Source organism: Streptomyces cinnabarinus (assembly GCF_027270315.1).
In the GTDB taxonomy this organism is placed as follows: domain Bacteria; phylum Actinomycetota; class Actinomycetes; order Streptomycetales; family Streptomycetaceae; genus Streptomyces; species Streptomyces cinnabarinus.
In genome coordinates this window covers 9,182,554-9,203,177 of sequence record NZ_CP114413.1, presented here as the reverse complement: position 1 = coordinate 9,203,177, position 20,624 = coordinate 9,182,554, and the positions used below count along the sequence as shown (strand labels likewise).

Here is a 20,624-nt window from a genome sequence, read left to right as displayed (position 1 = left end):
CATCATCGTCGGCCCGCCCGTGAACGTGCACCGCTGTACGATGCACTGACTGATCAACAGGCCCGCTCGAAAGGGCAGTTCGGCGGGACATGAGGTTCTTGCCCTTGGGGGGGTCATGTGCGTACCACGACCAGACGAGTCGCCACCGCCGGTCCGATCTGTGTCCTCGTGGGAGCCGCTTTGGCGATCCCACCCGCGCGAGCCGCGGCCGCTGACGAGATCACGGTCGACAAGGTCGTCGTCAACGGGGGCAAGCCCGTGGTGGTGGGCACGCATGCGGTCGTGAAGTTCCCCATCGCTGTCACCGCGACGCACGCCTCCGGCGTCTACCAGGCCAACGCGACCCTGTTCAGCCCGTCATACGCCGTTGTCTACACGGACGGCGGTCAGCTGCTCGACTGCGCGGAGACCAAGCCCACGACGACCTGCACCGGCGCCTACACGGTGGACCCGATCAGGCTGTTCACTCAGGGCAACACACCGGCCGGAACCTGGAAGGTCCACCTCCACATCGACGCGTGGGAGGACACCTACGAGAACCAGGACAAGTACACCTTCAAGCTGCTCCGCGCCACCAAGCTCACCGCCAACGCCACGCCCGAACCGGTACAGAAGGGCAAGACGATCACCGTGAGGGGCACCCTGACGCGGGCTGACTGGAGCATCGACAAGTACGTCGGGTTCAAGGAACAGCCGGTGAAGCTGCAGTTCCGCAAGAAAGGCAGCAGCACCTACACCACCGTCAAGACCGTCACGAGCGGCAGCAGCGGGGCGGTAACCGCCACGGCTACCGCCGGCTCGGACGGGTACTACCGCTTCGCTTTTGCTGGAACTGGCACTACCGCTTCCGTCAACGCGAGCGGCGACTTCGTCGACGTTCGATAGCTTCGGGGCTTCATAGCGGCCGGTCAGCTTTTCCGGCGGGTCGCTCCGGATTGACGTCCTGGCCGATCGCACGTCATAACACCGTCACCTGCTGAAAGGAGACGTGGGCGTCCAATCGACGTCGATGACCATGGCACCCCACGGAGCAGACACGTCGGGGCCTCATTCGGCACTGACACCGCTCGGGAATGGGTCGGCACATGATTCGATCACGGTGGCAGCCGCTTCAGCCGTGCCACGCGACCCAGTACGCGCGCTCGGCAGGCAGGCATCACGAGATGGGGAACAAGAGCGTGTCCAGGGAATGACAGGACCACGGGTCGGGATTTTCAAAGATCGTCACCAGACGCCCCGATGCCCGAGCACGCTGTGTCTTTCCGCGTGTGGCGCGAGGACTTCATCCCGCACCTGATCCTCCTGGTCTCCCCGAACGGCCCCGTCCGCCTGCTTCACCCGTGGCAGACCGGCGGGTCACGCATCGCACTGCCGCTGGGCAACACCACATACCAAGGCGACTCGGTCCGCCCTGTGCACGTTCGACACAAGCCCGCTGCCCCGGAGAGCCCTGAGGTTCGCAACCGCCACAGGATCCCGGATCCCCTCATCGGCCGTCGTCGGCCCTGCTCAGCCGGGACGGATGTTCTTGTTGTGGCGGAAGGTGTTGTCAGGGTCGTACTTGGCCTTGACCTCGGCCAGTCGCCGATAGATGCGATCGCCGTACGCCTCTCGGACACGGCCGGCATCGTCGTCCGCATCAAGGAAGTTGACGTAGACACTCCCGGCGCGGTGTGGCTGGAGGGCGTCGAAGAACCGCCGGGCCCACGCGGTCTCAGCCGCGGCGTGCTCTTCCGGATCAGCGGGCAGCCACACGGCATCGATGTTGATGTTGTGGGCGATGTCACGGCCGGCGTAGGGGGTGGCCGCGTGGGGAACCCGGGTGACGGCGCCGCCCATGTGGAACATCACCGCGTACGACCGGGGCGACCGAGCGCGGTAGGCGTGATCGGTGATGACGGAGATGGCGTCGTCGGACAGGCCGACGAGGTCCGTGGCCTTCCAGTAGTAGTGCCAGCCGTGGGGCACGGTGCCGTCGGTGGCGCTCTGGTGAGCCGTGTACGGCTTGGGTGCGAGCAGATCCACCAGCGGGGTCCGCAGCCGGCGGAGGGCCTCCACAGCGCGCTCACCGTCGGCGATCGGGCCGGCGTAGCAGCAGACGACGGCGATGGCCGGCCGCCAGTGCAGCTCGTCGGGGATGGCCGGCAGCGGGGGTATGGTCCCGAGCCTGACCACGGTGCCGAGTTCGTCGGGTGCGCCGGCGGCGAAGTCCCGGTAGAAGCGGAGCACGTCGGTGGTGTGGTCGGCCGCCCAGAAGACGGGACCGGCAAGGACGAGCGGGCCCACCGGGTGCAGCGCGAACCGGAAGGTGGTCACGACTCCGAAGTTGCCGCCGCCGCCTCGCAGTGCCCAGTACAGATCGGGGTGGTCGTCGGCGGACGCGCGGAGAATGCTGCCGTCGGCCGTGACCACCTCCGCGGCCAGCAGGTTGTCGACGGTGAGTCCGTGTGCGCGCATGAGGAAGCCGATACCGCCGCCGAGGGTCAGCCCGGCGACGCCAGTGTGGCTCACGATGCCGCCGGTCGTGGCCAGTGCGTGGGCCTGCGTCTCGTGATCGACATCGCCCCACAGAGCGCCGCCCTGGACCGAGGCCGTGCGGTCGGCGGGGTCGACCGACACGGCCCGCATCTGCGAGAGGTCGATCACGACGCCGTCGTCGCAGACCGCGGTGCCGGCCACGTTGTGGCCGCCGCCCCGTACGGCGATCACCAGGTCGTGATCGCGGGCGAACCGCACGGCCGCGGCGACGTCGGCGGTGCCCGCGCATCGGGCGATCAGCCGGGGGCGCCGGTCCACGGCGCCGTTCCACACGGCACGGGCGCTGTCGTAGTCGGCGTCGCCACCGGTGATCAGTCGCCCCCGGAACCCGTCGATCCTCATGACGGTCGCCTCCTCACGTAGGCGGCCGATATGCTCGGCCGCCACCGCCAGCTCCTTGCCATCGACCCCATCGCACCCCTGAAGGCCGCGGATGTGAAGTCAAGAATCTGGACTGCGGGCCTGCGGCAGCGGTGCCAGACTGGTGGTGTGCGGAGCTACGGCCAGTACTGCCCGATCGCCCGTGGTGCCGAGATCTTCGCCGAGCGCTGGACGCCCCTGATCATCCGCAACCTGTACCTGGGCTGTGGAACCTTCGGCGAAATCCTGGAGGGCGCCCCCGGCCTCTCCCGCACCCTGCTCTCTCAGCGACTCAAGCAGCTCGAACGGCTCGGCATCGTCGTGAAGGCACGCAAGCCCGACGGGCGCCAAGGCCACTACGAGCTCACGCCCTGCGGCCACGAACTGTTCAAGGTCTGCGTGTCGCTCGGTGAGTGGGGTGCCGCCTGGCTCGAGATCGCCCCCGAGCACCTCGACCCCTTCGTGGCTCTGTGGTCGATGTGCAACGCGCTTCGCCGAGACCGGCTCCCGGAACAGCGCATCGTCATCCGCTTCGATTTCACCGGCCGCCCGAGCCCCGAGCGGTACTGGCTGCTGATCGAGCACAAAGACACCGAGATCTGCAAGACGTACCCCGGTCTCGACGAGGACCTCTACATCACGGCAGAAGCCGAAGCCTTCGTCAAATGGCACGCCGGCCAGCAGACCTGGGGCGACGCCGTCCATGACCACCGCATCCAGCTCCACGGCCCCTCCTGGCTCATCCGAGCGTTCCCCACGTGGAACGCCCGCAGCGCCTTCGCCCACATCACCCCGGTTCCCCGCCCCATGACGAGTCCCGCAGCCTGACATTGGCGACGCGCCGCCGCATCCAGGCCATCAGCGGCCAGTGCCCGACTGCGGACGACCACTTGAAGAGTCACTGTTCCGGCCCCCGACAGTTCGGCCTGGTCCGGGCCCGAGTTCCCCTCCCCCACGCCCCGGCACCGCACACCACTCGCCAGGTGCCCTCGGCGGGGAACCCGAGGTCAGGGCGCCTTGAACAGGGTGGGGAAGCGGGGGGCGAGCCAGGGCTTGCGGCCCCAGGCGAGGACACCTCCGCGTGCCATGGCCCGCCAGGGACCCAGGCGCCCTAGCGCGATGAGGAGGAAGACGACCGGCTCCGTGAGGATGGTGCAGTCCGAACGCTCAGGCGGGTCGGGAAGCACCTCAACCTGGCCGTCGGTGAAGGTGACGCCGAAGGCCGCGCTGCCCGGGACGCGCAAGGTGTAACGGGCCGTCAGCGTGGAGGTGCCGGCGATACGCGGCATCGCCGTCTGCAGGAAGGGCAGGCACAACCCGACCCGCGTCGCATTGATCATGTGCGGCCGGCGCAGCCCGCGGGCGAGATCGTAGCCGTGGCCGAGCATGTGGGTCAGCAGGTACGCGGCGAGAACGTCCTGGTCCATGGGACCGAGCGGGGTCTGCAGCGTCCGCCCCGCACTCCCTTCCGCCGCGGCCCGCTCAACCGCGTCCAGGAACACGTCGGTCTGTTGCACAAGCAGCGCCGACAGCGGCTCCGCCCCGCGCTCAGGAAACTCCACGAGACTGCGCGCATTGGCCGCCGCGATACCTTCCGGCGTGCCGTCCCCGTACGGGCGTTCCCGACCGGACGCGAGATCGGCCATCAAGCCGTTGGCCATGGCCAGGTGGGCGGCCGTCTCACCGACCGTCCACTCCAGTCCTGGCACCCGGCCGCTCATGTCCGTGTCCGCCGCACCGTCCAGGAGCGCCGCGATGGCCTCGGCGGTCTCCCGTATCGCCTGACCGAGCCCTTCCGGCAGACAGTCCCGGACACCGTTCTGTGTTCCCCGCTCCACGCCGTCGCTCTCCTCGCACTCCACGTGATCAAACACCCGTAGCGCGGTACAGAACCAGACCCGCCCGTCCAAGGGCAAGAGTCCCGCGCAAGGGTCCCTGGGCAAGGGCCCTGACGACGCTGGCCCGGCACAGCCCGCCCGCACAACGCGACGTACGATCACTCGGATCTCGCCCGGCCATCAGTAGGAGTCCGTCCGGTGACCGCCCTCCATCCGCCGACCCGCCACCTCGCGGGCCCGCCCGGCATGCAGCACCTCACCCGCATCGAGGACGGTGAGCACCTGCACAGCCTGCTGTGGCGGGTGGGCGACGGCTGGCGGATGATCAGCAGCGCCGTCCTCGGCGGCGGCATCGGCGAACGCGCCTGGATCCTCAACACCCAGGTCACCCACGGCTATCGGCGCACCGACCCGGACCGCCACCTCGCCGACCTTGCGCGCGCCGCCGGCGCCCGTGGCCCGGGCGTCGGGCTGATGACCGCCGCCGACGTGCGCAAGTACGGGCTCGCCCACGACGGTGGGGTGGACGCCGTGGCCACCGCGGGGCTCGGGGTACGCGGATGGGCCGCTTCCCCGGCCGAGGGCACGGCCGCGACACCGCGGGCCGGCACGATCAACATCGTCGCGACGCTTCCCGTGTCCCTGACCGACGCGGCGCTGGTCAACGCCGTAGCCACCGCCACGGAAGCCAAGGTGCAGGCGCTGCTCGAAGCGGGGTACGACTGTTCCGGCACTCCCACGGACGCCGTCTGCATCGCCGCCCGTGCCCCGCGCGCCGACGACGAGGTCCACGCCTTCGCGGGCCCCCGCTCTCTCTGGGGCGCCCGCCTCGCCCGCGCCGTCCACGACGCCGTACGAGCCAGTGCCAACACGTGACCTGGTCCCGAACCGGTGTCAACTGAAGGCGCCGACGCGGACCTTCAGGGCACCGAATTCGTACGCCGCTCCGCCTGCCCCCTGAGAGCATCCCGGTCCCGCCACGAAACGCCGAGCGCACGGATCCACGGGCGGGTGATCACGGAGGGCGCGCAGGTACCGCTGCCTTGTGCAGCAAGGTGGTCAGGCAACTCGCCGACTCGGCATCGAAGTGACCAAGGGGGCAAGCTATTTCAGCCTGCTCGACACGTCGGCAGGCCCGGTCGCTCAGCGGTGGAGACGGTCATGAGGAGGACGCCTTCAGGGTGGCCGCCGCCGGACAGCGTGATGGCGCGCCCGCGAGCGAACGCATCGTTCGCGGCCGCATCACGGCCCAGCGACTTCAGAGCGTTGCCGAGGTTGCGGAAGGCCTCGGAGGCCCGGGGCCGGTGCCGCGCATCTGACCACGGAGGTGGAGACACTCACGATCCGCGGCATCAGCGATGTGGCGAACGCCGCCCGAAAGCCAGGGGACCACCAGGGGGCCCAGGCGCATGCTGCGGCCCGGGCGGCGAGGGCGGCGGCTGTGCTCCGCGAGCTGAACCCGACGCCACCGCGACCCACGAGCACAACGTACGGGGGCGACCATATCGACTTCCGCGACAGTACGTTCTTCGGGTCGGCAGTGGGAAAGATCGTGCCGCGCGGCGACGACTGATGTCTTCACCACAAGGTTCCGCGGTTGCATCACGTCATCCGAGTTGTCTCACGTGCCGCGTTTCGCGATCTTCGGGACCACATAAGGGATCTTGAGACCACGAGCAGGCCGTGGCAGGCTCATGCCGCATGATCGATGAATTCGCGAAGGCCAACCTGCACGGGAGACTGCGGCGCGACCGCAAGGCGCTGCTCTGGAAACTCGACGGCTTGTCCGACTACGACGCCCGCCGACCTTTGACGGCGACCGGGACCAACCTCCTCGGTCTGGTCAAACACGTGGCCACCGTCGAGGCCAGGTATTTCGGCGAGGTCTTCGACCGTCCTTCCCCGGAACCGCTGTGCCGGTGGCAGGACCACAACGGCAGCGATCTGTGGGCGACAGAGGACGAGACCCGCGATCAGATCATCGGGTTCTACCGGCGTACGTGGGAACACTCGGACGCGACGATCAACGAGCTTCCCCTCGACGCCCCTGGCCACGTGCCGTGGTGGCCGGAGCCCTATCCCAACACGAACCTGTTCGCCGTCATGGTCCATGTCCTCGGCGAGTCAAACCGGCATGCCGGGCACGCCGACATCCTGCGCGAGGGCCTCGACGGCCGGACCGGGGTACGCGCCGAACACGAGGAATGGATCGACGAGGAAGCCCGTGCAGCCTACTGCGCGAAGATCGAGCAGGCCGCCAGGTCGGCCGCACCGACCAAGGCATAGAGGTTGTCTCACGTGACTTGATGTTCGTGCGGCACGATGCCGGTCGTGGGCGCTGAGGACGAATTCGGGGCCCGGGGCGAGGTGGACCGGACACCGGCGATCGTCGACGGGGCCTCCGTTCGCGCCAAAAGAAGGGGGTCGTGCCAACACTGGCAGCACACAGCGGGCGGCCACGCGTTGCAGGGCCTCCATCCGCTCACTCACAGACGCTCCTCACCCTGACGCCGCCGCACAGAGCGACGCAGCGGGCTGCGCGGCTCCCGACCGCGGCGGCAAGCATCGCGGTCGGGGCGAGCGGAGGCGCGGGGGTGTGGGCGCATGCGGGACGCAGGGGCCGACCTGATCAGGGGCATGACATCCCGCAAGGCACCAACACCGGGACTCGCCGTCAGCAGTACAGGTTGCCGCCGGGTGACGTCCCGAGGATCTGCGTGAACCGCTGGTAGTTGTTCACGCGGCTCTGCACCTGGGCCGGGTTCTTGCCGTCACACTCCAGGGAGCCGTTGATGCTGCGGATCGTCTGGCCGAAGCCGGCGCCGTTCACCATGGCGTTGTGGGGAGTCATGGTGCCGGGACCAGTCTGGGTGTTCCAGTACCACAGGGCCGTCTTCCAGGCGATGGCCGAGTCGTTCTGCACCAGCCAGGGGTTGCCCAGCAGGTCGATGCCGAGCGCGTCGCCCGCCGCCTTGTAGTTGAAGTTCCAGCTCAGCTGGATCGGGCCGCGGCCGTAGTACGCGGCCTGACCGGCCGGACAGCCGTACGGGCGGCTCCAGTCGCAGTAGTGCGGGTAGTTGGCCTGGTTCTGCTCCACCACGTGCACCAGACCGCCGGTCTCGTGGCTGACGTTGGCCAGGAAGGCCGCGGCCTCCTGCTTCTTCACCGTGTCGCTGCCGGTGTTGGCGAAGCCGGGGTAGGCGCTCAGGGCCGCGGTCAGGCCGCTGTAGCTGTAGAAGGAATTCCGGTTGGGGAACATCTGGTTGAACTGCGCTTCCGTCACCACGAAGCGGGCGTCGGGCGTGCCCGGCCCGCTGTCGCAGGCGTACGGCTCCCAGTACCAGGTGCTGATGACCGGGTCGTAGCCCGGGTTGGCGTGCTCGGCGATGTACGCCTTGCCGTCGGTGTAGCGGACGATGTCACCGGCGTTGTACGACCTGCCAGCCACCCAGTTCGGGTAGCTGGAGCACGCCGCGGCGGCGGCATTCGTGGCCGGGAGCAGCACCGGGGCGGCACCGGCGAGGGTGAGGACGGCCACGACGGCAGCGAGTCGGCGTCTCGACACGGGATCAACTCCTTTGCGGGGCACGGCCGCTCCTCGGGGCAGGACGCAGCGAGCCCGCACCGCACGCACCGGTGGACCGGACACGGCGTGGGGCGGCCGTGGTGGGGGGTTATGGAAGTTCACTCAACCGCTTTGGTCTGTACCAGTCAAGGGTGTAGACCAGTCAGGTCTGGACCAATTGGCGAGAGCTGGTGTGGGGCAGCGGATACACCAGGTTTCCGGCAGACGCCACCGGCACACCGCCATCAGTCGACAGCTGCACGAACCCGGTACCGCGACAACCGCACACGCCTGTCTGCTCACCGCTGTGAACGGCGCCCTGGACCGGGGACGGTATGTGGCGCGGAGCCTCGCGGGCGCGGGGCTGTGCGTGCGAAATCGCAGAAGGCGCCCGTCAGGCGATCCACGCCGCACTGCGCCGATGCCGCCCAAGACCCACCGCCGAGAACTCGTCCCCGTCGGCACTCGCCACCACCCCCAGCCGTCGCAACGCCTGAGAGATAGGACTGCCAGTGGCCGGAAACGGCTGGCCCTCCTCCACATGGAGCGGTCCCAACACGAGGGTCCCTCCGTCCCACGCGGCGGCGCGCTGCTCGCCCGCTCCCCCGAAGTACTCGGCTTCCACGTAGGCCACCGGCCCAGCGGCCGACCACCCGGCCACAGCCACATCGAACCCGTCCGGTAGCCACCGAAACCCCCTCGCACCCCTGCCTCTGCCACTCGCCACGGCATCGCAGAGGGCGTCTGTCAGGGGCATCAGCGCCAGGCCCTGTCCGAGCGTAGCCAGCCGGGCAGCGGGCAGATCCCGCACTGCGGCGCGCAACACCTGCTCACCAGCGATCACCGCCTGCAGGACATAGGTCATTCCAACGCCCCTCTCCCGATGCGGCGCCGCCGCCCGCGGATGACGCCTTCCAGGCCGAGTTCGGCCATCAGCCGTTCGACCGTGCAGCGGGCCGCATCCGCGCCCCTGCGCCGCAGCGCGTGGGTGATTCTCCGAGCGCCGTAGGTGCCGCCGGATTCGGCGTGGATCTCCTCGATCACGGGCATGAGCTGCTCGTCGCGGAGCCGGCGGGCCGACTTGGGCCGATTCTTGCGGGCGAAGTACGTCGACGGCGACAGCTCCAGCACCCGGCATACGGGATCGACCCCGAGGTCCATCTGAGCAGGTGGTCGATCACCTGCTCGGCCTCGTCCGGGGACGGTCGATCTCCTGGGCAAAAACACCGAGGCGGCTTTGAGGATCTCATTCGCCCGCTTCAACTCGGCATTCTCCTTGCGGAGTTGCCTGAGCTCGTCGCGTTCGGCGGTGGTCAGCCGGTCATCGCGCTCGCCGTGGTCGGCTTCGGCCTGGCGGACCCATTGCCGCAGGGCTTCCTTGTGGATGCCGAGGTCCTTCGCGACATGCGCGACGGGCCGGCCGGTGGTGCGGACCTCGCGGATCGCGCGCTCACGCAGCTCGTCGGGATACTTCCGTGGTGCTGGCACTGATGTGGTTCTCCTTCGCCAGGACCGTAACCCTGGCATCAAGGACTCCACAATCTCAGTACAGCTCATCCGAGACGGGTCATCGACGGCTTGACAATGAGCAGTTGCTCCACGCAGTTCGATAACTACGTACTCCATGCTCCTGCCGGCGCTGACCACCGGTTCCTCGTGGTTCTGCTCGTGCTGGGCATCCATAACCTGCCCACAGAGCCCGCACCGCAAGTTGTCGTGTGAGGCATCCACGGCGGGCATCGTACGCCTTGCTCGAACACGTACACCCCCCGTCCCACCGGGTATCGGCTCGCCAGCCGCCTCTACTCCCGTCACTGATCCGGAGGAAACGTCCTAGCCGCGAGCTTCTTCCAGCAGACCTGCCGCATGTGCGGTCCGCTGGTACAACACGTAGCGCCCGTCTCTTACCTTGGTGACGAGGCGTGCGCGGCGCAGGGCGCTGAGGTGGTAGGAGACGGTGCCCGGGGTGTATCCGGTTCGGGCGGCGAGTTCCGCGGTGGACCGGGCGGTTTCGAGGTCTGCCAGCAAGGCCGCTCGGGCGTTGCCGACCACTTGCGCGATCTTTCCGGACCTGCGATCCCGGTCGGCTCCGATCCGCTGGGCGGGGTAGTAGAGGACGAACTGCCCAGGGGTGTCGACCTGGATGATGACGTCGGGCCAGTTGAGCACGCTGGGGGTGAGGACCAGGTCCCGGCCGGTGACATCGATTTCGGCATCCCGCGGCTTGGCGAAAGTGATCGCGTCACCTGCCCAATCCATGTCGGGGTGGAGTGCACCGAGCATCCGGCCGACGCCGTGGGTGGCGATGGCTGTCGCGCGGTGGGCGATGTCCTGATGGGTGATCGAGCGCAGTTCGGGCCAGCCCTCGGCTAAGGTATCGCGCCAGAACCGGGCGAGACCGTTGGCGAGATGTCGCTGCATCCGCCCCGACTCTGCGATCCGGCGGGTGGTGGCCAGCAGCGGCCTGGTCCAGTGGGTCCGGGTGTGGGTGAAGACCTGGGTTTCGAGGTCGTCTTGCGCTGCGGCCTCGATTTGCGCGATCTGCTCGTCGAGCAGGTCGCGGCGCTGTGCGTCCGTTCCTGGCTGAGGGGTGAGCAGGTCAGGTCTGTAGGTGTCGCCGTTTTGCGGCAACAGATCCGCGAGCAGGGCAACGTCGGGATGGGCAAGTGACGCGCGGGCGAGTGGTCCGGGATCTCCGAACACCGGGTGCCGTCCCGAGGCGGCGGTGAGTTTCAGCCACGCCATGGACTCCGACGCGGGGGAAGGGGCCAATCGCGTCCTGGACACTGTGTCGACGTCTACACGCAGAGTGAGCACCGCTCCGACGGTAGCAGTCGTCGCGATGGATTTGAACCGGCTCGAATGCTTTCCGGCACGAGGTCCACGCATGTTTGAGTCGTGTTGCCGAACAACGGCAGCAACGTTCACTGCCCGATCTGAGGCGGTCGCGTCCGCACGACGGTGGGGTTGTGCACCCGTTACTCGAGGAACCTGGGAGTGGTTGTCATGGTGAGGTTGAACGACAGACCGAAGGTGAAGAGCCGCACGAGGAAGGTCGGCGTGGCCGTGACCGCCGCCGCGTCGGTTGCCGGGGTGGTCTTCGCGGCGACACCCGCGACCGCCGCCGTCACTGCTGGCGCCACCGTCTCGATTGAGTACGGGGCGAGCTACTACAAAGGCACGGCCAGCTGGTCCAACCGGTCGGTCGCAGTCGACGCATCGTTCAAGGCCACCGGGTGTCGGCGGGTCTACGTGCGGGCGTTCGCCGGTAGCACCTCGCTGGACTTCAAGAGCACCAGCACCTGGTGCGATCGATCCGGGCCGGCGGACTTCGCCCTTGCCGCGGACGTCGTCGGTGGGTCCGACAACATCTGGGTCTACATGACCGACGGAAACCAGAACTACCTCAAGGGACAGACCTGCTACCGCGCCGGCTACTGCATCGACGGCCTGCACTAGTCGTCTAGGACGTTGCTGGTGTTCTGGGTGGGCCGTCCGGGGAGGTCGCGGTCGGCCCACCCAGATCGTAAGGCGCGCAGCTCCCATTGGCCCTGTCGCCCCTCAGCCCGCTGACCCGATCACGGCCAGAATGACATGCGGGGCTGACACATCCGGCAGGCCACAGCCATGTGTTGATCGCGGCGATGAGAATCGTCGCTTCGAGACGGACCGCGAGTTTGCCGAACCGGGGCGCCACCGCCCGGTTCCGCTTCACCCGGTTGATCCCGCACGCGACCGCGTGTCGGGCCCTGTAGGCCCCATCCTGGAGAGCGAATGAAGACTCATCTCGCCGCCGCCCTCGGTTTCGTCGTGCTGACCGCGGGCACCTTGCTGGGCGCTCCCACCGCCGCCGGCGCGCAGACCGCCCCCTACCCGACCACCCCTTTCGACGTCACGCTCGGCGCCAGCTCCGTCCGCGGCACCCTGACTTGGTACGACCGGTCGGTCGGGGCCGGTGGGAAACTCCAGGCCGTCGGCTGCAACAGGGTGGGGTTCAGCACGTACGGTGCCTCTGGCAACGAGCTCGGCACCTGGAGCACCACCCTTCAGTGCAACGTTACATACCAGTTCAATACCGTGCTCCCTGCGGATGTGCCCGGCGGGGCGGCATCCGTCAGGATCTGTCTTAGCGATGAGGACATGGCAGTCAAGTGCGAGTGGTACGACCGGCCCTGACCCATCCGACCGGCCGGGCTGCGTAAGACTGTCGGCCGCTAGCCACCGGAGGCCGTGCCGATGAGAAACGGGCAGACAGATCGCAGACACGCTTCGCATCGGCGACCGTTGGGTGCGGACGGCCTCGTTGGTGGTCTGCGCGAAGATGGTGCGTCGCGATCCTTGACCGCCTGCTGCATCACTGCGAAGTCGTCTCGATCACGGCAACAGCTACCGGCTCCGCAACAAACTCTTCGCGATCGACGGCGGCGACGCAGCGACCGCCTGAATCCGCGGCTTCACTCCACACGGCCGGGTCGAGGGCTGACGCCCTCGACCCGGCCAAAACTCCGTACGCACCTCTGCATTTGAGCCCGTACTTCACTCTGCAGATGAGCCAGTACCCCGACACACGTCGAGTGTCGGGGTTCCGGCCGGGGCTTGCGGTCGGTGAGGAACAGCGGGTGCGGCGGGCGATGAGGCGGGGCAGCAGCTGGGCGGTGCCGGACTGCCAGTGAATCCACTCGGTCGCCCCGCCCTTGGCGGTGATCCTGCCGTGCTTGTCCTGTGGATAGAGGTCTTCCACGTTGAGGCACAACACCTCGTCGGCCCGAGCGGCGGACTCGTAGAGCATCTTCCACTGCGTCTTTCCCGCAGCGCGACGTCAAGGCGCCACAGGGCGGCGATCTGGTTCTCCGCGAGAGCCTTGGTGCGGTCCGGCGGTGCCGGCCGCCGCTCGATGCCGATCGTGGGATCGCCTTCGATCCAGCCCTGGCGCTGCCACCAGCCGATCGCCTTGCGCGCGATGGACAGCTCCCGATTGGCGGTGTCAGCGTCCATCTCGTCCACCCGCGCGGCGCCCAGCTAGGCCAGGACCTCCGGCAGTGCCGGGTCGTCGACCGCGGCGACGGGGAAGACGGGCGGCTTCGCGCCTCGGACGAGCAGCACACGGCGTCTTACCGATCGGCACCGAGCCGCTGCCCGAAGCCATGCCACCTCCGCACGGTAGATGGCATCCGACTGGCCGGGCGCCGGAACCAGCTACGCGCTCTGGGTCAGCAGACCGGCGTCGATGACCTCAGCGATAAGGGTGGCGCCGCGGCTGTTCTGGTGGATGTGGTCGGTCGTGAGCACGAGACCTCGCCGCCGCGAGATCGTGTCGAGACTGCGGCGCAGCACTGCGTGCTGGACGAGGACGCCGACGGCCGCTGCGGGCGTCACCTCCCGGTATGAAATCGGCGGCGGGTCCGCTTGGGGCAGTTCCTCTATCTGGCGTTCGTGGAGCGGAAGGTAGGCCACCTCGTTGGCGGCGGCGACCTCGGCGATCATCCGGCTGTACGCCTGCGATGCCTGTGCCGCTGTTCCGTCGAGTTGTTGGCCGAGTACTGGTAGCGACAGCAGACCGATCGTCGCGTCGGTCTCCGCTCGCAGCCGTGCGACGACGGCTCCCAGGCACTGTTGGAACCAGCCTGACGACGGGCGATCGGGGAGCTATTTGCGCTTCATGGCCTGCTCGACGGGGTAGCCGGCAAGGCTTGCTCGGGCGTCGTTGGTCCCGATCAACACAGTGATCACATCGGGTGGGTTCGTGACGACAGTATCGAGGCGCTGCAAGAGGTTGTAGGCGAAGTCGCCGTTGGCGCCGAAACGGGCAAACTGCACGTCACCGGGAGGGTGGCGTCGTCCGAGAAGACCCAGGTAGTCGACGCTGAACTGCGCGCGGGTGAGGCTGTCGCCGAGGCACGCGATGCGTGTCGTCACGGCGCTTCCTCCGGGCTGGGCGTGCCGACGCGTTCGGTCGGGCGGGTGTCGGTCCGAGGACGGTGGTCGGTGCCGAGGGTCGCAGTGATGGCCAGGATGGACGTCGGCCCCTCCATGTCGACCACATGCCATACCCCGGCCGGGTTGATGGTGGCCTCGCCCGGCCCGAGCAGAACGCGGTCGGGCACCCCGTCCACGTCGCGGGTGACCGTCACGGACCCGCTGAGGCAAACGACCAGTTCGTCGCCTGCAGGGTGGCTCTCCCAGTGGTCGCCGAGCCTGTCGCCGTCGAAGATCATCACCATCCGGCCCTCGGCGCCGTCTGCCGCGACCGCGGCGCCGTAAGCCTGGAGCACCTCCGGGTCCCAGGTGAAACCCTCGACCGGTGTCGCTCTCGATCCCAGTCCGAGGTGCACGGGGGTGGTCCGCAGGTCCATGGCATTGCGTTCGTGGTTGACGAGTCTCATGCCGACGATCGTCCACGACAGCGATCGGCCGGTCTTGAAGAAAAGGGAAGAGAAGACGGCGCGACCGGCGGACGGTTGGCCGCTACCCGGCTCCGAGGAGGACTTCGCTGCGACGCCAGGCCGTCGGCGATCGGCCCGTGAACTCGCGCCAGTCCCGAACGAGATGGGCCTGGTCGGCGTAGCCGGAGACGGTTGCCACATCGCCCCACGGGAGCGGGTCCTGCGCCGCCGCCAGTTCGTGCGCGTGCTCGAAGCGCAAGACTCGGGCGAAGGTCTTCGGCGACAGGCCCACCTCACCGCGAAACCGCTCTGTGAGGTACCGACGGCTCCAGCCGAGTTCCGCGGCGACCGCACCAACCTGGACGCAACCCCGCGCGGCGACGAGGCGGCGCCATGCCTCGGCTACCTCGGGGCGCACCCAACGCACATGGTCGCCGCAGGCGCCACGGCTGACAGCTCGGAGGAGCAATTCGTCCAGCGCGGTGAACCGCGCCGCCCACGTTGTCGCCGATCGGAGCCGGTCGACCAGCTCGACGGCAAGCGCTCCGAGAAGCTCGTCAAGTGGGACCAGTCGGTGGGCGAGCTCGGCGGACGGCATGCCGTAGATGGCCCGGGCCCCGAGCGGTGTCAGCGATACCTGAACACCTTGCTGGCGTCCGTCGTGGTGAATCGCGACGGACCGGCGCATCAGACCGCTGGCCACGCTGCCGAATCGGGTGACCGGTGACCCGTCGTCAACGCCCGCCGCCACCTCCAAAGGATCTGACAGGCTGATCACCGCAGTGAGCGCGCGGCTCGGCGGGCCGCAGTGCACCCCCGTCGGGAGCCCGCGGAGGTCGAAGCCGACATACGAGTCGACGTACTCCCGCAAGACGGGCGCCGGACGTGCACCGATCCCGGTGGCCGTGTGGTCCTCCATTTTCGTCAGTGTACGAGCCGCCCACCCCAGGAAGATCACAGTCCAAGGACTGATCACCACCGTTTGCGGCTGGTGACGATCCTGCTGGCCAATTCGAGGTCACGCGGTGAGGGAGGGGTCGAGTCGGGCGAGGTGACTGCAGCGGGTTCGGTCGAGGAGATGGCCGTTCCACCAGGCGTCGAGGCGGATGAGGTTGAGCGCGACCGCCGAGTACGCGTGTTCCAGATGGGTCTTCTGCAGGCCGCGGTAGCGGGCGCGTCTCATGCCAGTGACGGCGACGGCCTGGTGGATGGTGCCCTCGACGCCAGCGCGGGTGGCGTACTTGGCCCGCCATTCCTGACTGGTCTGCAGAGTGTGGGCCTCATCGAGGACCTGCTGTTGATCGCAGGAGCGCAGGGAGAGTGTGCGGCCGCCACTTCTGGCTCGGGTGCATTTGTCGCGGACTGGGCAGGGATGACAGGTCTCCTTGTCGAACTTGACCACGATCGCTTTGGCGCCGCGTTGGACGGCGGGGCTCCACCAGGTACTGGTGTGCCCGCGCGGGCAGGTGGCCTGTCGGTTGTCCCAGTCGATAGTGAAGGCGGTGCGGCTGAACCCGGCGCCGGAGCGGGCCTGGGGTGAGCTGTCCAGCAGGACCGGGGTGACCAGGGTGACGCCGAAGCTCTGCTTCATACCGACGATCAGCTCGGCTGACGGGTAGCCGGAGTCCAGATCGTGCTCGGCAGGCAGCAGGTCGCGGGCGGCGAGCATGTGGTGGACCGGTTCGGTCATCTCCGCGTCGGTCACGGTGGCATCGGTGGTCGCGATGTTGGTGATGATGCGCAGTGGGCCGGCCGCATCCGATCCGGACCCGGGTGCCGTCCCGCCGTCAGCAGGGATGTTCTCTTTCTCTTCCTCGGGGTCGCAGGTCTCGCTGATGTGGACCTTGTAGCCGGTCCACCATGAGCCCTGTTTGAGGCCGTAGCGCGTGTCCAGGTCATACGGCGAGGTCAGTCGCAGTCTGCTCGGCGGGAGATCCTCGCTCTCCCGTCGCTTCACCTCCCGCCCCGTCTCACTGACCGTGCGCGTGTAGTTCTGCAGCCACACCGCCCGCAGGACCTGCACCGCCGGGAGTTCCCGCAGCCACAGCGGTGCGTCCGCGGCATGCGCCGCTTCGAGGAGCGCGAAGCCGTCCCGGCCGTAAGCCAGCGCCAGCTCGGTGCGCTGGGCCTGGGACGACGGCAGTTGCCAGGAGTCGATCCGCGGCCCGTACCGCTCCGTCCATTGTCGAATCGGCACCGCCTCGGCCAGCCAGTCGGGCGCCGCGCATGCCAGGGACTCCATCGCGGCGCGCAGGGTCTCCTCGGCCAGTTCCAGCCGGTTCAGGTCTCGTACCGCACCGCCAGCACACGAGTGGAGTCGGTCCGCTGCCGCCCGCCCGCCTTCACCAGGCCCTTGTCCTTCAACGTGGTCAGCAGCAGGTCCAGCGCCCGCTCCTCCAGGCCGTGTTCGACCAGGCGGGCACGGAACTCGGACAACACCGAGGCGTCGAACCCTGGATCGTCCAGCTCCATACCCAGCGCGTACTTGACGTCCATCCCGAACCGCACCCGATGCGCCGCGGCCCGGTCGGTGAGGTTCTCGGCGAACTGCAGCACCGTCACCAGCGCCAACTGCCCCGGCGACCAGCCCCGCCGCCCCCGCACCCCGAATGCCTGGGCGAACTCGGCGTCCGAGAACTGTTCACCGAGCTCGTCACGGACCCTCATCGCCAACGGATACGGTCCTCGCGCCGCTGCGGCCCGTGCTGCGTGCCCGGTCGCTTCCGGCACCTGCGGCCACGGCCGCGCCTGCATCGACACCCCACACCCCACCCTGCGGCCGATGACGGAAGACGCGACCGCTATACGGAGCGAGCAACACAACCGACCAGCAATGGAATTGGCCAGCAGGATCGGTGACGCGGTTCGTAGCGCTACATGTCCATTGGCCGTAGCTGTACGAGAACAGGGCCGAGGGCCGAGGAGTGCGCCACCGCCGCGGCCAAGTCCCCGGGAGCCGCCGCGCTGATCGCGGACGGCAACAGCGAATACCGCGGGACCTACCGGCGCATCCTCGGCGCCGGCCACCCCGTCCCCGACGCCGACCCGGGCACTGTCGCCAAGCAGCTGCACGCCAACCTGGACCAGGCCCACGAGCACCGCCACCACCAGGCCGGACAGACGCTCAGCCTGGCCACCGGCGCCTGACCCTGGCCCGCCGCTTCGGAGCACCCCGCTGCGAACAGCTCGTCGCCGACCTCCTCCCCCGCTTCCAGCCCCACACCCGCGCACACGGCGTACCAGAACTCCTCCAACTCGCCGCAGCGTAGCCAGCCCTTCGGCGGAGCTACCCCCGCGGGCGCGGGGACGACGTCCAGTGGCGTGGTCACAGCACGTGCCCCCAGACGCTGTGGCCTTTGCTGATAAGGACGAGATCCCCCGGCCTCGGCGCGATGCCAGCGCTGGCGGGATCGACGGGATTACGTGGCGGCACCTCAACGCGGGCGGGTTCGTTGAGCACTCCTGCTGCCCGCTCACCGCGAGGTCGTCGAACCAGAGCCGCTTCCCGAGAGGCCAGCGCACAGGCGTGGGCCCGGCACGCGGGCGCTTTCGGCAAGATGATGTTGCAGGCGGGCGTGGCGGAACTGATACGTCGAGCCCGCTCTGCGCAAAATGCCGAGGCGATGAGCGTCCGTGAGGAATGTCTGTAGTCGCCAGGGCAGTTGACCGCGGGCCGCGAACTGGCACCGAGCGAGCAGGTAGTGCGGCCAGGCGCAGGTGGCCAGGGCGAGTACCAGTCCGATGGCTCCGACGGTGAGAAGCCGCGCGGCAGTCACGATGGGAAGATCGGTGAGCCCGCCGGTGAAGTAGATCTTGTTTCTGATGCCGGCGTCGGGCAGTACGAACAGAACGGCGCAGGCCGCTGCGCTGAGCAGGGCGCGCAGTCGGTCGGTGCGCAGGGTTGCTTCGACGGTGTCCTGATGGTCTTCGGCGGAGGCCGTGCGGACCCAGCGGAACAAGGCGAGGGCCACGCCCAGGACGGCACCGATCACCAGCCCGTCGCGCAGGCTGGTCAGGAATCTCGGCTCTGCGGCGCGATGCCCGTATTCCACGTAGCTGGCAAAGAGCAATCCGTAGGAGACAGCGACCCAGGTAACGCCGCCCAGTGCGGTGGGCAGGCGTCGTCTCCAGTGAGCCATGCTCGGACGGCCGTGGCTAGGCAGCTCCGGTGGGCCCGGCAGGCCAGTGGCGAGAACCACCAGCCACAGGCTCAGGCCGGCGAAGGGGATCGAGGCCATGGCGTCCTTTGCCACTGCCATGCCTGGGCCGGGCATGAAGGGCACGGCTGTCAGGATGAGGGCGAGGCCGCCGATCAGCGACGCGGACGCGCAGATGATTGTTCGCCGAGCTGGTGTTGTCGACACTGCGGGCACTCGGCTGCCGAAGAGGAACAGGGGCAGCACGGCGACACCGTGTGCCATGCCGAGCGCTACGACCCACCATGGCGCCCCGAGAAGCACGACGAACGCGTTGGCAAGGAACTGCCCGATCAGGGCGACTGCCAGCCAGGTAGCAGCGCGTCGCCAGGGTCTGACGAGACTCGTACTCCACGTGTGGATCTTCCACCAAGCCAGGTCGAGTGTGTTCTGTCTGCTCAGCTCGTCCGCGAGGAACGTGAGATAGCGCTGCGCGTTCTGCGGGTGCCAATGCCTGGTGGGGTCCTGCCGTCGGGAGCGCTCATAGAGAGTGGGGATCAGCGCGTCCAGCAAGTGCCGTTCGAGGGCTGTGGCGGTGGGAAAGCGGCGGAGGTCGGCCAGTTCCGTGAGGTCACGGTCACCGGTTGTGTAGACGGAACGGACCAGGGTCGCCATCAGCGGGCTGGTCAGGACGTGCGCGACCGGTGCTTGCGGGATCGAGTCGAGGCGTCGGGCCAGAGTGTCCCAGGCGTCGCGGCGCTCCGGGACAGTGCTCAGCCGTAACGCGGCGAGCGCTTCGCTGCGGCCTAGAGGCACCGGCTGCAGGACGGCTGCGTTCGCCACAGGGGTGCTTTCCTGCACGGCCCGCGCGTAGTCGTCGGTGCGGCAGGTCAGTACGAGGGGTGCGTTGACCGGCATGGTGTCGTTGAGGGCTGTCAGGACTGCCGCCCGGCGTGGCGGGGGCACTTCGTCGAGTCCGTCGAGCAGGGGCACGAGGCGGTGCTCGGTTAGCAGGTCCACGACGGAAGCGGTCCCATACCGCTGTGTGTCGCTCAGGGCCGGATAGTCCTCGGTGATGCGGCGCTGCAGCCAGTCGCGTGTGTTCTCTCTCGAGGGGTCGAAGGAGGCCAAAGGACACAGCACGGGTACCGGATCCTCGGGTCTGCGGGATCGCAGCAGGGCCAGGAGAAGCAGGACGGCGAACGTCGTCTTTCCCGAACCGGCCGGTCCCAGCACCACGACGCGCTGAGGTGTGGCCCTGCGAAAGGTCGCCATCAGCTCGTCGGGGTCATGCGCGTGGCACACGAGCGTGGTGTCCGTCCGGGTGCGCCCGTCCACCAGCGCTTCAGTACGGCAGGAGGTCCACGCCACAGGCAACGGCGCGGGGTCAAAGAGCTGCCGCAGAACAGCCTCGTCCTCCCACTGGCGTCGCACCATGCGGGCGAGGGCCTGTGCCGTCTCGGCGATTTGACCGGTGTCGGCACTGCCATGGCGGGGCTTGCCTCGCCATGCCCACACCGTCAGAACACCCAGCAATCCCGTCACAGTCCCGAGTACGGAAGCCGCAGCGGAGACCTGATCAGGACTCCACACTGCCCACACCGCCACCAATCCGCTGGCGACCACGGCGCAGAGCAACCATGCCACCACCCAGCGCCCTCGCATGCTGAGACAACGCCTCGACACCCCAACCGGTCACCCTCGAAACGCTGAAGGGTGCGGATCGTTTGAAGTGACGGTAGGGATCGGTCGGCGGGCCAGGCTCCTCGGGCGAGAAGGCTCTGGTCCGGAGCGGTGGCGGAGG

The 20,624-nt window shown here is 68.4% G+C and carries 19 protein-coding genes and 1 pseudogene; 7 read left to right on the top strand and 13 right to left on the bottom strand.

The window, feature by feature from the left end; translation table 11 throughout:
* Positions 1–180: 180 nt before the first annotated feature.
* Positions 181–885, top strand: a complete 705-nt coding sequence (locus STRCI_RS41485) for a calcium-binding protein (protein WP_269664176.1) — start codon at positions 181–183, stop codon at positions 883–885.
* Between the two features lie 624 nt (positions 886–1,509).
* Here STRCI_RS41485 and STRCI_RS41480 read toward each other — a convergent pair.
* The gene (locus STRCI_RS41480) at positions 1,510–2,925 is read right to left on the bottom strand and encodes an FAD-binding oxidoreductase (RefSeq protein WP_269664175.1); all 1,416 of its coding nucleotides are present in this window, start codon (positions 2,923–2,925) and stop codon (positions 1,510–1,512) included.
* 102 nt (positions 2,926–3,027) lie between these two features.
* On the opposite strand from STRCI_RS41480, the gene STRCI_RS41475 reads away from it, so the two are divergent.
* Positions 3,028–3,726, top strand: coding sequence for a winged helix-turn-helix transcriptional regulator (locus STRCI_RS41475; RefSeq protein ID WP_269664174.1), 699 nt, complete (start codon positions 3,028–3,030; stop codon positions 3,724–3,726).
* A gap of 179 nt (positions 3,727–3,905) precedes the next feature.
* On the opposite strand, the gene STRCI_RS41470 is transcribed toward STRCI_RS41475, so the two are convergent.
* Complete coding sequence (locus tag STRCI_RS41470; RefSeq protein WP_269664785.1) at positions 3,906–4,736, bottom strand: maleylpyruvate isomerase family mycothiol-dependent enzyme; 831 nt, start codon at positions 4,734–4,736, stop codon at positions 3,906–3,908.
* Positions 4,737–4,934: 198 nt separating this feature from the next.
* On the opposite strand from STRCI_RS41470, the gene STRCI_RS41465 reads away from it, so the two are divergent.
* Together STRCI_RS41465 and STRCI_RS41460 are read left to right on the top strand one after the other, a co-directional pair.
* The gene (locus STRCI_RS41465) at positions 4,935–5,612 is read left to right on the top strand and encodes an adenosylcobinamide amidohydrolase (RefSeq protein ID WP_418953438.1); all 678 of its coding nucleotides are present in this window, start codon (positions 4,935–4,937) and stop codon (positions 5,610–5,612) included.
* Positions 5,613–6,437: 825 nt separating this feature from the next.
* The gene (locus tag STRCI_RS41460; RefSeq protein WP_269664173.1) at positions 6,438–7,022 is read left to right on the top strand and encodes a DinB family protein; all 585 of its coding nucleotides are present in this window, start codon (positions 6,438–6,440) and stop codon (positions 7,020–7,022) included.
* A gap of 388 nt (positions 7,023–7,410) precedes the next feature.
* Here STRCI_RS41460 and STRCI_RS41455 read toward each other — a convergent pair whose 3' ends face one another.
* The 4 genes from STRCI_RS41455 to STRCI_RS41440 form a co-directional block, all read right to left on the bottom strand.
* Positions 7,411–8,301 carry a glycoside hydrolase family 19 protein gene (locus STRCI_RS41455; RefSeq protein ID WP_269664172.1) on the bottom strand — a complete coding sequence of 297 codons (891 nt, stop codon included), beginning with the start codon at positions 8,299–8,301 and terminating at the stop codon, positions 7,411–7,413.
* A gap of 394 nt (positions 8,302–8,695) precedes the next feature.
* Entirely contained in the window at positions 8,696–9,166 is a 471-nt protein-coding gene (locus STRCI_RS41450) for a hypothetical protein (protein WP_269664171.1), read from the bottom strand.
* Positions 9,163–9,789: an IS3 family transposase gene (locus STRCI_RS41445; RefSeq protein WP_269664170.1), complete on the bottom strand. Its 627-nt coding sequence runs from the start codon at positions 9,787–9,789 to the stop codon at positions 9,163–9,165. The genes STRCI_RS41450 and STRCI_RS41445 overlap by 4 nt, the downstream gene beginning before the upstream one ends.
* 345 nt (positions 9,790–10,134) lie before the next feature.
* Positions 10,135–11,046, bottom strand: a complete 912-nt coding sequence (locus tag STRCI_RS41440; protein ID WP_269664169.1) for a DUF5937 family protein — start codon at positions 11,044–11,046, stop codon at positions 10,135–10,137.
* A 315-nt stretch (positions 11,047–11,361) separates the two neighbouring features.
* On the opposite strand from STRCI_RS41440, the gene STRCI_RS41435 reads away from it, so the two are divergent.
* On the top strand, positions 11,362–11,760 hold the full coding sequence (locus STRCI_RS41435) for a DUF3869 domain-containing protein (protein WP_269664168.1): 399 nt from the start codon (positions 11,362–11,364) through the stop codon (positions 11,758–11,760).
* Between the two features lie 315 nt (positions 11,761–12,075).
* Entirely contained in the window at positions 12,076–12,477 is a 402-nt protein-coding gene (locus STRCI_RS41430) for a hypothetical protein (protein ID WP_269664167.1), read from the top strand.
* A 178-nt stretch (positions 12,478–12,655) separates the two neighbouring features.
* On the opposite strand, the gene STRCI_RS41425 is transcribed toward STRCI_RS41430, so the two are convergent.
* The 6 genes and pseudogenes from STRCI_RS41425 to STRCI_RS41400 all read right to left on the bottom strand — a co-directional run bounded on the left by STRCI_RS41425 (position 12,656) and on the right by STRCI_RS41400 (position 17,351).
* Complete coding sequence (locus STRCI_RS41425; protein ID WP_269664166.1) at positions 12,656–13,090, bottom strand: hypothetical protein; 435 nt, start codon at positions 13,088–13,090, stop codon at positions 12,656–12,658.
* A 407-nt stretch (positions 13,091–13,497) separates the two neighbouring features.
* A pseudogene (locus tag STRCI_RS41420) lies at positions 13,498–14,217 on the bottom strand (SGNH/GDSL hydrolase family protein).
* On the bottom strand, positions 14,214–14,684 hold the full coding sequence (locus STRCI_RS41415; protein WP_269664165.1) for a cupin domain-containing protein: 471 nt from the start codon (positions 14,682–14,684) through the stop codon (positions 14,214–14,216). The pseudogene STRCI_RS41420 and the gene STRCI_RS41415 overlap by 4 nt, the downstream one beginning before the upstream one ends.
* Positions 14,685–14,766: 82 nt before the next feature.
* Positions 14,767–15,603 (bottom strand): helix-turn-helix domain-containing protein, encoded by an 837-nt coding sequence (locus STRCI_RS41410; protein WP_269664164.1) that lies wholly within the window; start codon positions 15,601–15,603, stop codon positions 14,767–14,769.
* 99 nt (positions 15,604–15,702) lie between these two features.
* Complete coding sequence (locus STRCI_RS41405; protein WP_269664163.1) at positions 15,703–16,926, bottom strand: transposase; 1,224 nt, start codon at positions 16,924–16,926, stop codon at positions 15,703–15,705.
* A 38-nt stretch (positions 16,927–16,964) separates the two neighbouring features.
* Positions 16,965–17,351 carry a transposase gene (locus STRCI_RS41400; RefSeq protein ID WP_269664162.1) on the bottom strand — a complete coding sequence of 129 codons (387 nt, stop codon included), beginning with the start codon at positions 17,349–17,351 and terminating at the stop codon, positions 16,965–16,967.
* A 210-nt stretch (positions 17,352–17,561) separates the two neighbouring features.
* Here STRCI_RS41400 and STRCI_RS41395 point away from each other — a divergent pair, with 210 nt between their 5' ends.
* Complete coding sequence (locus tag STRCI_RS41395) at positions 17,562–17,831, top strand: hypothetical protein (protein ID WP_269664161.1); 270 nt, start codon at positions 17,562–17,564, stop codon at positions 17,829–17,831.
* Between the two features lie 326 nt (positions 17,832–18,157).
* On the opposite strand, the gene STRCI_RS41390 is transcribed toward STRCI_RS41395, so the two are convergent.
* Positions 18,158–20,365, bottom strand: coding sequence for an NACHT domain-containing protein (locus STRCI_RS41390; RefSeq protein ID WP_269664160.1), 2,208 nt, complete (start codon positions 20,363–20,365; stop codon positions 18,158–18,160).
* Between the last annotated feature and the right edge of the window lie 259 nt (positions 20,366–20,624).